This window comes from Streptomyces sp. NPDC006235 (assembly GCF_040613735.1).
Lineage (GTDB): Bacteria > Actinomycetota > Actinomycetes > Streptomycetales > Streptomycetaceae > Streptomyces.
In genome coordinates this window covers 290,156-302,752 of sequence record NZ_JBEXSR010000001.1, presented here as the reverse complement: position 1 = coordinate 302,752, position 12,597 = coordinate 290,156, and the positions used below count along the sequence as shown (strand labels likewise).

Sequence of the window (12,597 nt, the reverse complement as noted above, 5' to 3'; positions counted from 1 at the left end):
CTTCTGTCAGCGTGAGGGCATGACCGCCCCGATACCCCGGGACATACCGGATCTCCCCGCGATTCCGGGCAAGCCCGCGCTGAAGCCGTCCCCCGTCCCCGCCACGGCCGTCGTCACGCCGGTGCGCCGCCCGGCGGCCGCGGCCTTCCGCCTGCTGGTCGCCCTCGCGGCGACCGCGGGTGTGGCGCTGGAAATACTCCTGGGCGACCCGTCCCGGACCCTCGGCTACTTCGCGATCCAGAGCAACATTCTCCTCGCACTGGTCATGGCCCTCTCGGCCCGCCGCGCGTGGACGGCCGCCCGCCCGCTGCCAGGAGCCGTCCTGGGCGCGACCCTGCTCTACCTCGTCATCGCGGCCCTGGTGCACCACCTGCTCCTGGCGAACGAGGCGAGCCCCTTCTCCCCCACGGGCGAGGCCGCGGCCGCTCCGACGGGCTGGCAGGCCGTCGCCCACCACACCCTCCACACGCTGACCCCGATCGCGGCCGCAGTGGACTGGCTCCTGCTCACGACCCCCGGCCGCCTGCACCTGCGCCAGGCCAGCACATGGCTGCTCTACCCCCTGGCCTACCTGGCCTTTTCCCTCATCCGAGGCGAGCTGCTCCTCCCGGGCAGCGCCGACCGCTACCTCTACCCCTTCCTGGACGTCGACCAGGACGGCTACAAGAAGGTCCTCGGCAACGCGCTCCTCCTGGGCCTCTCCTTCTACGCCCTGGCGATCCTCCTCGTGGCCCTCGACCACGCCCGCCCGAACCCCCTCCGCCATCCCTGGAAAACCGGATTTCGTCTCTAGCCACCAGTGGGCTAAAGTAAACGTCGTCGCCGCGACAGCAGCGATATCGGGGTGTAGCGCAGCTTGGCAGCGCGCTTCGTTCGGGACGAAGAGGTCGTGGGTTCAAATCCCGCCACCCCGACAGAGAAACACCAGGTCCGGCAGGTACTCACGTGAGTACCTGCCGGACCTGTTTGCGTTGCGAGCCGGGAGGTCTCCTCCAGCAAAACGCCCCGGTCGGAGAGCAGCCCCACTCGTCGCCAGCAGCGAGCCGCGGCACGGATCCACATGACCCTGACAAGATCAGCGGAAGACAAAGGCTGCTAGTCAAGGGGGACCATGCCCGTCAACAGGTGGTGGCGACACGACCCGCTCGAACGTTTCTGGCTGGAGATTACGAACCGCGATGACATCGGCACCAACCTGCTCGCACCCCAAGTCAATGACCGGGGCGAGGAGTATTGGTCCTACGCACTCGTCCGTGAGGCACGGCCCGGTGACCTCGTTCTCCATTGGGACAAGAACCACGGCCCTGGAGTGGTGGGGTACTCCCACGTTCGGGGTGAGGCTTTCGCATCCACGATCACCTGGCAGAGCCGAGGCACCTATGGCCGGCAGCGGAGGACATCGGGCCCAGAGCCCGCTTGGGAGGCACCCCTGGGCGGGTATCGGCGGTTGAAGCACCCAGTCACGCAGGCACGCCTGCGTGAGATCGAACCGACCATCCGCGCGCTGCGGGATCACCTCGCAGAGGCAGTCGACGGAGTGATAGACCAGATCGAACTCGACGACGATCTTCGCTGCCATGGCGGACGTTGGCGAACGTGGACTGAGTGGACGCCAAGGCGGGAAGAGCTCGTCGCCACTGCGTACCGCTACCCACTCCCAGAGGGAGGCCACCCGGGTCGTCCTTCGGCCTGACCACGAAGAGGTCCCGCTCAAGATGCCGCCGCCACGCTCGCAAAGTGACGGCCGTCGAATTCACGGCTCCCGGCGCCTGTCGCCAGGTCACTCAGGCAGTGGCTTCCCGGCCGCCGTCCATGAGGTCTTGGATTGCCGCCAGGATGCCTTCCAGCCCGCCGGGTTCGGCCGCCAAGGCGGAGAGTGAGACCGACGGCCAGCCTTTGTATCCCTTCTCCCGTTGCGTCTCCAGTTTTCTCTCCAGTTCGGGGACGGGCGGCAGGGACTGCGCGAAGGCCGTCGCGCAGTCGAGGCCGAGGTGGTGGGTGATGGAGCCGCAGCTGAAGGCGAGTTCCTCCTTTGCGGGGTTGTCGTAGAGGGACAGGGTCCAGATCGGCACCTGCCGGCCGGCGACGGGGTAGTAGACGGACATGCTCGGGTACTTGGCCGTTCCGCCCTCAAGTCGGCCCCGGGCCGCCGCGTGGTCGAGCAGTGCGGTTGCCGTCCGGCTCGGTTCGGGGGCGAGCCGGGAGCGGATCACCGCGTCCATGTCCGCCCGCGTGGTCCGCTGCGCGGTGCGGCGTCCGGACGGGAACTTCGCTGCCGTGGCGACCTCCCCGTGGATGCGTGGGACGAGGACGCGGAGGTCACCGTCGCCCCGGTACTGGGTCAACTCGACCGCGTACACGTCGGTCTGCCGCATCTGGCGGTTCAGGAACTCGACGATCGCCCTCAGCTCCAGCGGGATCCGGTCCGCCACGAACAGCAGCCGCATCTGCCCGGCGGTCAGCCGCTCCTCGACCGTCGACCAGAACTCCTCCGGGGAGCGGTCGCCGATGAGTTCTCCGTACGCCTCTTCCAGCGGCCGGCCGTCCGCGGCGCAGGTCTCTTCGAACGAGCGTTGGAGCAGCGCTCCGGGCCAGTAGCGAGCGCCGTTCGCTGCGTAATCCAGCATCTGGCCCACCACCTCGCGCCGGATGCGCGTATCGCTCGCCCGCTTGACCTCCACCAGCGTCGGCACGCCGTCGGCGTCGACGAAGAGGTGGTCCAGCCAGTACGCGGGACCGCTCTCCGCGCTCGTCGACACACCCATCTCCCGCGCCACCAGCACCAGCCGCAACCGCTGACCGTCGGCGAGCGAGCCGAAGTCCAGCACCCGCGGATGGCGCGCTAGAAGCTCCTGGAACTCCGCCTCGGTCTCGAACGCGGTCGGCTCCAGGGCCTGCAAGGCGCTCCCCAGGACGAATACCGACTGATCAGTCATCTGTTGACCCACCCCTCACTGCGGCCTAAACCGACGCTCCCGTCACTATGCCCAGCAAAGTGAGCACGAAGAAAGCCGTGCTCCAGGCCAGTGCGTGGCGTATGCAGCGGTATTTGGTCCAGGCGGTCCGGGACAGGGCCGCCAATTGGCACAGGTCCCGGGTCACGGGGTCGGTGCGGCGGACCGTCCGCTCCAGGTGTGCGGCCGACGTCGCCAGCCTCGCGTCGCCGAAGTAGTGCGTGCGGGAGCGGTGGGGGTTTCCCAGCCGTGGGGTCACCGCCAGACCGAGCAGGACGAGGGCCGGTGCGCAGGCGGCGCAGCCCACCCAGAGGAGCAGCTGCGGGACGACCGGGTACTGGCGCGGGGTGATGACGCCGCCGCCGATCGCGCCGAGCAGGGCGGTCAGGACCGCGCCCAGGGACGCCAGCATGAGACCGGCCTTGTTGTCGGCTTTCACGAGCTCCTCACGGACCTCGGACAGCAGCACCCTGGCGAGCTTCGCGGCGCGGTCGGTCGCGGTGCCCATACCAGCGTCGGTGTCGGTGTCGGTATCCGGACCCGGACCTGTGCCGGGGGTGCTTGCGGGTGTGGTCATGCCTGCCCCTCCTTTCCGTCGGTGCCGGGGCGGCCGCCCCGGCGTGCGGGGCGGCCGTAGAGCTGTGTCCGTGGTGCGGGCGGGTGTGTCAGACCGTGGACGAGCGGCGGATCTCGTCCTCCAGCGCGTTCACCGCCTGCCGGACCCGGATGTTCATCGCCGCCGTGTGTTCCCGGGCCGCCGCCTCCGACTCCGCGCGGTGGCGCCGGACCTCCTGTTCGATGGCGTCCTGGGCGATCTCGAGGTTCGCCATGGCCCGCCGCTCGGTGAGGCGGACCTCCTCGCCGTGGATCTTGACCGCGCTGTTGCTCTCGCTGGTGAGCATCCGGTCGTACGCGGTGTCGCCGCTCAGGTATTTCACCAGTACGGGGAGCATGTCGAGGAGTACGAACAGCAGGCGGATCAGCCAGACGCCGACGAACAGCACCGCGTTGCCACTCGCGAGTTCATCGAGCGCCCGGATCCGTTCCAGGACCCCGATCTCCTTCTGCTTGGCCCGTTCCTCGTCCAGCCGCCGCTCGATGCCGTCGGCCCGGTCCTTGAGGAACGCGCCGCGTGACGCGGTCAGTTGCGCCTCGATCTTCGAGATGCGGTTGTTCATGCCGGCGAGCCGCTTCTCGTTCTCACTGGTGCGGTGGGTGGTCCGGTAGTCCTGTGCCTTGTCGCGCAGGCGCAGGCACTCGGAGGTCCGCTGGTAGAGGCCGGTGGCGGCGATGCGGATCAGCCGGCGGCACTCGTCCCGCACCTCGGAGTCGATCGACTCCAGCCTGGCGGTGTCCTGGTCCACCCGCTTCTGCAGGGCGGCGGCGTCCGAGCGCAAGGCGTCCAGTTCCTCGCCCCGTTCGCCGGGCGTCGCGCCGAAGGAGAGGACGTACGTCCTGCCGCAGCCCTTCGGCGTGACGGCCTGCGTGGTGGACGGGACGGGGTTGCAGCGGACCAGGTTCGTGCGCAACCGGTCGAGGGCGTCCGTACGTTCGTCCGCGACGCGTTCCTCGATGGCCGTCTGGAAGATGCGCAGCACCAGCGGCTCGGCGATCACCACACCGAGCATCAGGGCGATCAGCAGGCGTGTGACGAGAGGGCCGGCCCGTCGCCGGGCGTTGGGCTGAGGAGTGACCAGCCAGCGGTCGAGGTTGAGGACGAACAGCATCCAGATGACTGTCGGGACCAGGGCCAGGAAGGAGACCCTGCCGAGCGCCTGGGTCGCGAAGTTCCACATGGAGAACGCCGCTATCACGGACGTGCCGAGCACCACCCCGCCGAGGGCCGTGTACTTGCTTCGCTCGTACCGGACCCTGGCCAGCAGTTCCTCGTCGACACCGGTGAGGGCGCGCAACCGTCGTGCGGCCTTGTCGCCGGTTCTGTGGCCGTCCGGCGTGCCGGTGGCCGTCACACGGTTCGTCGGGACGTCAGTCAACGAGATCGTCCTCGTCCCTGATGAAGCCCGCCTGCGCGTCGCGCGCCCCCTCCCGGCCCGCTGCCGTGCCACCGGGGCGTCCCTGTCCCGACTCGACCATGCGGACGCTGTCGGCGGCGGCCGAGAGGCCCGGCGCGGCCTGGCCGCCCGTCTCGCGCAGGACCTGTTCCAGGACCTGGTGATAGTCGACGTACTCGCTGCCCCCCATCTGCCGCAGCAGCGTCAGCAGCATGTCGCGGCGCATCTGCGCCTCCGCCGTCTCACGCGCGTGCGCGTGGGACCGCTCCGCCGTCTCCGCCGTGTGGCGGCGGGCCGACTCCTCGTCGGTGATCCGGTGGATGCGGGCCGCCACCTCGGTGACGTCCATCTCCTTGCGGGCGATGCCGAAGGCATCCACGTGGTCGGATCCCTGGGAGAGCAGTTCCGCGATCCGCCGGGCGTCCTCGGTCTCGAAGTCGCGCTGGCCACGCTGCAGTTCCCAGGAGCGCCGCTCGTCGCGCAGCTTCTGCTCCCAGTCGCGCAGGTCGTCCGAGGCGTGCACCTCGGCGCTGACGAACTCGACGCTCATGCCCGCGACACGCGGCGGCACGATCGCGCTGTAGGCGGTCATACGATGACTCGCCTCGGTGCGCACCGCGTTGACCTCCTCCACGCGGTGCCCGGCGCTCACCCTCGGCAGGTCGCTGTCGCCCATCAGGTAGGCGCGCAGGGGAACGGTGACGTCGAGAATGCCCTGCCGGGCGATGACGATCGGGTCGGTCACCTGGCAGGTGAAGGACGCCCGCATGGTGAAGTTGTCCGCCTCGCTCATCGACGGCAGGGGACGCTCCACATCGACCAGGCGCGCCCGGGTGTCGACCAGGCTGACCGAGGAGGCGTCGAGCACGTCGGGGTGGGACGGGTCGAACACCATGCCCTCGGGGAACATGCGGTAGTTCCCGCCGACCCGGAAGACGTAGGCCGCGCCGGGCGGCAGCGGCGGTACGTCCTCGCGGCGACGACGCCGAGACCACCAGGTGCCCTGGACCGTGGCCAGTATGTGCTCGGCGATGACCGGGTAGTTCACTTGCTTCGACCTCCAGGAGAGGAAGGGACGGGAGCGGTGGACATCAGGGGCGCGGCGGAGCGCCGGGGCTCGGCCGGTGGCCGACCGAGCAGCGATCCGAGGAGGATCCGCGCCAGTTGGCGGGCGCCGGGGATCGCGTAGTCGGGGTGCTTCAGGGCGATGGACAGGTGGTGGCACAGGGCGGCCCACTGGCGCCCGCTCATGGCGTTGCGCATGGCCTCGCCGAGTTCGCGTACGGCGCCGGTGACGGAGGGGTCGTCCCGCAACTGCACCAGCGTGCGGCACAGCGCGCTGACCGCCCGGCTCCGGTTGCTGCTGTGCAGGACGTCCGCCCACAGCGCCCCGAGCTGGCGGGCGCTGTCCGGGACGCCGCGCAGGAGGGCGGCGGTGACGGGCTCGGGGACCTCCAGCCGGGTGGCCTCCAGCAGTTGCAGGGCGGTGCGCAGGGCGATCGACCGCTCCCGGGAGCGGGGCGCCGTCCTGGCGATCACCGTCCGCACGTACCGGAGGGTGAACAGGACGCGCTCGGGGTCCTGTTCGGCGGTCTGCAGCAGGAGGACCAGAGAACGCCGGGCCGAGAACGCGATCCGCTCGCCGCGCTGCATCAGGAACCACAGCAGGCTGAGCGCCTGAAAGCGGTAGAGGGAGCCCAGGCGGCCCGTCAGCGCCATGGCCGCCGTCACGGCACGGCCCTGGCCGCTGTTGTCGGTCCAGCTCAGGACGATGTTCAGGGCCTGCGGGGCGAGATGCTCCACATCGCACATGAACTGCAGCGTCAGCGCGGCGGTCACCCGCTGGCTGGTGATGCCCTCGGACCACACCTTCAGCAGGTTCTCGTCGACCTCGACCAGGGCGTACCGCGCCAGCAGCGCGACACCCCGGGCCACCTCCGTCCGGGTGTCGAGGTCTCCCCGCAGGGCCAGCTCGCCCAGCCACTGGCGCAGCGGGTACCAGAGCTCGTAGCCGTACAGGTCGTGCAGCTCCGCGATGACGAGCTCGCGGACGCGCGGCGAGGTGAAGACCAGGCGCCGTTCGCTGCGCCCGGCGTCCCGGCCCGGGCCCGGGCGGTGCTCGGTGGCCACGAGTCCCACCGCCCGCTCCCTCCACCGGGCCCTGGACTGCTGGGCCACCGCGCCGCCCGGCGGTGTCCTCGTCTCGTCGTCCGGCTCGGCGACCGGCGTCTCGCCGCTCTGCTCCCAGTTGCGCACGTGGGCGGTGAGCGCGGCGCACTCCTGCTCGAACGTCCGCTCCGGGACGCCCTCCAGGAAGGCCAGCGCCGCGAGCGGGAGCAGGTCGCCCGCGGGCGGCTGCCTGCGGAACCACTCCTGGACGCGCTCCCGATACCGGTCCCGCAGGGTCTCCAGCGCCTGGTCCGCGCCCTCCTGGGACAGGGCCACGGCCGCCGCGACGACGTCCGCGGGCCGCCGCTGCTCGCCGACCCGCTCCAGCAGCTCCTGCTCCGTGTCCGGCGTGAGGGCGGCGTGCGGCAGCTGCTCCCGGCAGTGTTCGAACAGCTCCACGGGGTCCGGGGACTGCCAGGGCACACAGCGGTCCCGCAGCGCCAGCCGGCGGCGGGTCGTGTCGCCCGCCGTGATCACCAGGTACGACCCCTTGCGGTGCAGTTCCTCGCTCAGCCGCCCGACCTCGTACGCCTGCACGGCCTGGTCGGGCAGCTCGCCGACGTAGTCGAGGATGACGTAGCCCCGGCCCGGCTTGAGGTCCCGTGATGCCGCCAGCTCGGCGAGGGCGTTGGCGGGCGACAGGCTGCGCAGTGTGGCCTGCTCGCCCAGGACGTCCCTGAGCAGGGCGAGGGATGCCGCGCCGCGGCCGCAGCCGTCCTGACCGGTCAGGACCACCAGGCCGTCCGCGCGCAGCCTGCCCAGTGCCTCGTCGAAGCAGGGCTGCGGGGGCAGGTAGTACCGCAGTGCCCGGTCCGCCTCCTCGGGCTCGATGGTGCCGGGGGCGAGGCCCGGGGACGAGGCGGGGCCGAAGCCGAACGCCGCCCCGGCCGCGTCGACGACGCCGTAGAAGTTGTTGTTGACGAGCTGGTGGACGCGGCGCAGGTCGTCGTAGCCGCGGTCGTCCTCCTCGCGTTCGTCCGGCTCCGTGCGCTGCTCGGGGGCCTTGTCCGGGCCCGGGTCCTCGTCCCCGGCCTGCGGCGCGCCGCCGTCGTCCTCCGGCTCGGAAGGCTCGGGGTCCTGGTCGGGTTCGGGGGCGGGCGGCGCTGTGTCCAGCCCGCCGTCCGGGTCCGTGTCGTCAGCCACCGTTGCTCCCGAAGCCGAAGACGGCACCCCGGGCGTCCACCGGGCCGGCGATGTTGGTGACATTGATGTTGTCGCCCTGGTAGGCGTTGCTGATCCCCGTCCCGCCCGCGGCGGCCCGCTCGGGCCGGTCCGCCGCGGGCTCCCCCGGCACCGGGGCCGCGTGCTTCCCCCACTGCGCGGCCCCGGGCTCATGCGAGGCCCCGGCCGGTGCGCCGGACGCGGGCACCCACAGCCAGGCCGTGGCCTCGTACTCCTTCACATGGACGGTGACGCGGGTGAAGGCCTCCGTCGCCAGGGTCGTGTGACCGCCCGCCACCGTGGACCGGAAGACGTCGTCGGACAGCAGCAGCGCCAGGTCGGCCTCCGGGTGCGCGGCCAGGGCGTCGTAGAGCGCGGGCGCGTTCAGCAGGCGGGCCGTGGCCACCACGGCCGTGCCGGCGAAGCCGTTGTCGGCCAGCTCCACCAGTCCCTGGTGGACGACGGCCCGCAGCCGCATCCGGGCCTCGGGAACTCGCTGGGCGTTGTACTCGCGCAGCTCGGCGACGAGATGACGGACGTAGTCGTCGACCAGGCGGGGTTCCTTGCCGTCGACGGGCCGGACCGCCAGCTGTTCGTCGCCCTTGTGCTGGATGTGCCACTGCGCGCGGTCCAGTCCGGCGCCTCTGGCGGCACGGTCGAGGAGCCTCGGCAGATCGTGCTGGATTTCGGACTGCCTACGGTCGTTCTTGCTTCCGTAGGACTGGGCGTCCACGGCTATGCAGGTGCAGGGATAGAAGTCAGGCCACGCAGCCACCCGATCATTCCTCTCTGGGCAGGCGATGGGCAGACACTGCCCACGAATGTGCTGCCCGAGAGGCTAGGAGAGAGAGCGCGAAGTGATTCCGTATCAGTACGGGTTGTCGGCAACGACTTTGGCGAATTCCATCAGCTTCGGAACGTCACAGATGGTTATGTTTCGGTAACTGCGTTCCACCAGCCCCTGGGCTGTCAGTGCGGCCAGGCTCTTTTCGGCCGTGTTGAGCTTCAGGCCTGCCAGCGACGCGAGTTCCTTCTGGGTGAGCGTCACTCCGAGGGCGCAGCGCCTGCCGTCACCGTCCCGCGCGGGCTGGGCGTAGGCCTGGCACAACTCGGCCAGGACCCGGGCCAGGCGGGTCAGCGAGTCGTAGGCCTGGAAGTCGACGCGGCGCCGGTTGGCCCAGCGCAGCCGGGCGCACAGCATCTGCAGGATGGCCCGCATGGCGTCCGGGTGCCGGGTGAGGAAGGTCTCCAGCGCCTGCACCTGGATGATCCGCGCGGTCACGTCACTGCACGCGACCACCGTGCCGGACCTGGGACGCTCCTCGAAAGCCGCCATCTCGCCCACCAGGTCGCCCGCTATCCGGACGGCGAGCAGCATGTCGTAGCCGCTCTCCGCGCTGGCGACGACCTTCACGACACCACTGGTGACCAGCAGGACGTGCCTGCTGTCGTCGCCCTGCTGCAGCAGCGCGCGATGCGTCGGATAGGCGATGGGGGTGCCCTGTCCCAGGAGTTCTTCGCGTGTCGTGTTCCGCAGCCGGCCAAGAAAAGTGGACGGCGGCCACACGTGATTCACCAGCACCCCCGACGATCTCACTCCGCGGCACAACGCACCGTTCAAGCGTCCGACCATGCTGCCGCCGAGCCGTGCCCCGGTACACGGACAGGACGGGATATGGCCTGTTCTTCTTGCCTTGCAGCCGGAATTGACCGAACGGGCGTTCTTTGCAAGAAGACGGCCCAGGATTATTACTGGCGAGTTAATCAGAGCGTGAAATCGTCAGCGGTCCGCGAAGTGATCCGAGTGGGCTGTCAGGACAGCACCCCGGCCAGCGTGCCCGCCAGTGTGAGGGTGAGGAAGGCCGCGCCCCAGGCCATCGCCCGGCGTATGCAGCGGTACTTGAGCCGGACGGTGCGGGACAGGACCTCCACCTGCCTGTCGTCCGGGGCAGAGGAGGCCTGGGCAGTGCGTCGGGGGGATACGGCCAGGCCCAGGAGGACGAGGGACGGGGCGCAGGCGGCGCAGCCGGACCAGACCAGGAGTTGTGGGACCACGGTGTACTGGGCCGGCACGATGAGGCCGCCGGTGATCGCGCCGAGCAGGGCGGTCAGGGCCGCGCCCAGGGTCGCCAGGGTCAGTCCGGCCTTGCTGTCGGCCTTCGCGAGTTGCTCACGGGCCTCGGTCAACAGGTCCGGGGCGGGTTCCGCCGCACGGTCGGGCCGCCTCCCGGTTGCGGTCCCGCGAGTCGATGTGGTCATGCCTCCCCCTCGCTGATCAGCGAGATTCCCGGGTACCCGGAAGTGGTGCTTCTAGTACGCGGCGTGGTGACAGCTCGTACGCGGGTGTCAGGTGTTCCACGTCTCGTCGTACGGGTCGGCCGGTGCCGGTACCGGTCTGGCGCTGGTGACGTCGAGGTACGGGATCGGGCCGTCGTTGACCGGGTCCTTGGTCCGGTCGGGTGTGTAACGGCCGGTAATCTCCAGCCAGGTGTCCGGGCTCAGGACCGGAGGGATACTGCCGGTCAGGGCGATCTTGACCGGCTGGGCGTCCGCCGCACAGCAGTTGAGGCCCATGCGGACCAGGTAGGGCGTGCCCGCCCGGTCCAGCGTGACGAAGCCGGTGATCTTCAGCTGGCGGCCGCGGAGGGAGCGGCCGTCGTCGTACACCGCTCGGCCCGCGTAGTCGGCCACGCCGAGGCGGAGGGGTTCGCCGGCGGGGAGGTCCGGGAAACCGAAGGGCTTCGTCAGGGCCGTGCCCGTGTGGGCCGCGCTGTAGGAGCCCAGGGCCGGCGGGGAGACCAGGATCAGGGCGAGGACGGGCAGGGTGAGGAGCCAGGAGATACGGGGCTCGTGGTGGTGGTGCTGTTGCCCGCGTGCCCGGCGTTCGTACCAGAGCGTCGCCGCCGCCGTCGCGATCAGCACCACGCCCGCCAGCAGCACCAGCGGGCGCAGGCCTGCCTTGACGTAGCGCAGGTAGAGGTCGGTCAGGCCGGCGTGCAGAAGGGTCGCGCCGAGCAGGAAGAGGAGGGCCGTCTGGGCCAGGCGGTTCACAGCAGGACCGTTCCGGTCAGGGCCGACACGACGACGGCCAGGGCGAACGTCGCGGGGGCGAAGCGCAGGGCGAAGGCCCGGCCGAAGGTGCCCGCCTGCATCGCGAAGAGCTTCAGGTCGATCATCGGCCCCACCACGAGGAACGTCAGACGGGCCGTCAGCGAGAACTGGGTCAGGGACGCCGCCACGAACGCGTCCGCCTCCGAGCAGATGGACAGCAGGACGGCGAGCACCGCGAGGGCCAGCACCGAGAACACGGGGTTCCCGGCCGCCGCGCGCAGCCACTCCTCCGGCACCACCGCCTTCAGCGTCGCCGCGGCCATCGCACCGATCACCAGGAAACCGCCCGCGTGCGTCACGTCGTGGCGCACCGAGCCCCAGAAGGCCGCGCCCTTGCCCTGCCCCTCGTACGACGGTCGGTCCGGCGGGCGCAGCCAGTCCGCGCGGCCGACGCGGTGCCAGAGCCAGCCCATCGCACAGGCCACCAGCAGGCTCGCAACGAAACGGGCCAGGACCATCTCCGGGTTGCCGGGGAAGGCCACCGCCGTCGCCGTCAGCACGATGGGGTTGATGGCGGGAGCCGAGAGGAGGAACGCCAGCGCCGCCGCCGGTGTGACCCCGCGGCGGACCAGCGCCCCGGCCACCGGCACCGACGCGCACTCGCAGCCCGGCAGCACCGCGCCAGCCACGCCCGCGACCGGGACCGCAAGGGCCGGGCGCTTCGGCAGGGCCCGGGCGAAGAAGGACGGCGGCACGAACACCGCGATCGCCGCCGACAGCAGCACGCCGAGCACCAGGAACGGCAGCGCCTGGACCATGACCGCGACGAACACCGTCATCCAGCTCTGCATCACCGGCGCGGACAGGGCCCCGCGGATCGGGCCCTGGAGCATCACCGCCGTGAGGAGGAAGAGGGTGAGCAGGAGGGGGGAGTTGAAGTGGCGGGCCTCGTCGGGGCTCGGGGGGCGGGTGTCGTCGGGGCTGGGGTGGCGGGTGTCGTCCGGGCCCGGGACCTTGTCGGCGACCGTGGTCTCGTTCCCGACCGTCTCGTCGGTCTCCTGCGGGGCGGGTTTCGTGGTGGCCACGGGCCCGGTACCTCCGGTCGTGCGCACGGGCATTGCCTCCCCTTCTGTACGGCCGGGCCGCTCCGGGCGTTCAGCCACCGCGGTTCCCTTCTGGAACCGGCCGTCCCGGTGAGGCAGTCTTCTCCCTTGTGGGGAGCGTTCCGAACCAAGGTCTGCCAGGTGATC

12 protein-coding genes and 1 tRNA gene are annotated in these 12,597 nt (G+C 70.7%); 3 read left to right on the top strand and 10 right to left on the bottom strand.

Annotation, left to right across the window (positions count from 1 at the left end):
* Positions 1-19: 19 nt before the first annotated feature.
* From ABZ192_RS01430 to ABZ192_RS01420, 3 genes are all read left to right on the top strand, one after another.
* A complete protein-coding gene (locus tag ABZ192_RS01430; protein WP_356922487.1) occupies positions 20-793 on the top strand; it encodes a Pr6Pr family membrane protein in 774 nt (257 codons plus the stop codon).
* A 47-nt stretch (positions 794-840) separates the two neighbouring features.
* Positions 841-914: transfer RNA gene (locus ABZ192_RS01425), tRNA-Pro, on the top strand.
* A gap of 197 nt (positions 915-1,111) precedes the next feature.
* Entirely contained in the window at positions 1,112-1,693 is a 582-nt protein-coding gene (locus tag ABZ192_RS01420) for an EVE domain-containing protein (protein ID WP_356922486.1), read from the top strand.
* A 91-nt stretch (positions 1,694-1,784) separates the two neighbouring features.
* Here the strand turns inward: ABZ192_RS01420 and ABZ192_RS01415 are convergent, their stop codons facing one another.
* From ABZ192_RS01415 to ABZ192_RS01370, 10 genes are all read right to left on the bottom strand, one after another.
* Positions 1,785-2,936, bottom strand: coding sequence for a hypothetical protein (locus ABZ192_RS01415; protein ID WP_356922485.1), 1,152 nt, complete (start codon positions 2,934-2,936; stop codon positions 1,785-1,787).
* Positions 2,937-2,961: 25 nt separating this feature from the next.
* Entirely contained in the window at positions 2,962-3,531 is a 570-nt protein-coding gene (locus ABZ192_RS01410) for a Pycsar system effector family protein (protein ID WP_356922484.1), read from the bottom strand.
* A gap of 88 nt (positions 3,532-3,619) precedes the next feature.
* A complete protein-coding gene (locus tag ABZ192_RS01405; RefSeq protein WP_356922483.1) occupies positions 3,620-4,948 on the bottom strand; it encodes a DUF4407 domain-containing protein in 1,329 nt (442 codons plus the stop codon).
* Positions 4,941-6,014, bottom strand: a complete 1,074-nt coding sequence (locus ABZ192_RS01400; RefSeq protein WP_356922482.1) for a hypothetical protein — start codon at positions 6,012-6,014, stop codon at positions 4,941-4,943. Before ABZ192_RS01400 ends, ABZ192_RS01405 begins: the two co-directional genes overlap by 8 nt.
* Positions 6,011-8,278 (bottom strand): hypothetical protein, encoded by a 2,268-nt coding sequence (locus ABZ192_RS01395; protein ID WP_356922481.1) that lies wholly within the window; start codon positions 8,276-8,278, stop codon positions 6,011-6,013. Before ABZ192_RS01395 ends, ABZ192_RS01400 begins: the two co-directional genes overlap by 4 nt.
* Positions 8,271-9,071 carry a hypothetical protein gene (locus ABZ192_RS01390; protein WP_356922480.1) on the bottom strand — a complete coding sequence of 267 codons (801 nt, stop codon included), beginning with the start codon at positions 9,069-9,071 and terminating at the stop codon, positions 8,271-8,273. Before ABZ192_RS01390 ends, ABZ192_RS01395 begins: the two co-directional genes overlap by 8 nt.
* Positions 9,072-9,164: 93 nt before the next feature.
* Complete coding sequence (locus tag ABZ192_RS01385; RefSeq protein ID WP_356922479.1) at positions 9,165-9,878, bottom strand: Crp/Fnr family transcriptional regulator; 714 nt, start codon at positions 9,876-9,878, stop codon at positions 9,165-9,167.
* Between the two features lie 230 nt (positions 9,879-10,108).
* The gene (locus tag ABZ192_RS01380) at positions 10,109-10,555 is read right to left on the bottom strand and encodes a hypothetical protein (RefSeq protein WP_356922478.1); all 447 of its coding nucleotides are present in this window, start codon (positions 10,553-10,555) and stop codon (positions 10,109-10,111) included.
* Between the two features lie 87 nt (positions 10,556-10,642).
* Positions 10,643-11,347, bottom strand: a complete 705-nt coding sequence (locus ABZ192_RS01375; protein ID WP_356922477.1) for a TIGR03943 family protein — start codon at positions 11,345-11,347, stop codon at positions 10,643-10,645.
* A complete protein-coding gene (locus ABZ192_RS01370; RefSeq protein ID WP_356922476.1) occupies positions 11,344-12,432 on the bottom strand; it encodes a permease in 1,089 nt (362 codons plus the stop codon). The genes ABZ192_RS01375 and ABZ192_RS01370 overlap by 4 nt, the downstream gene beginning before the upstream one ends.
* Positions 12,433-12,597: the final 165 nt, after the last annotated feature.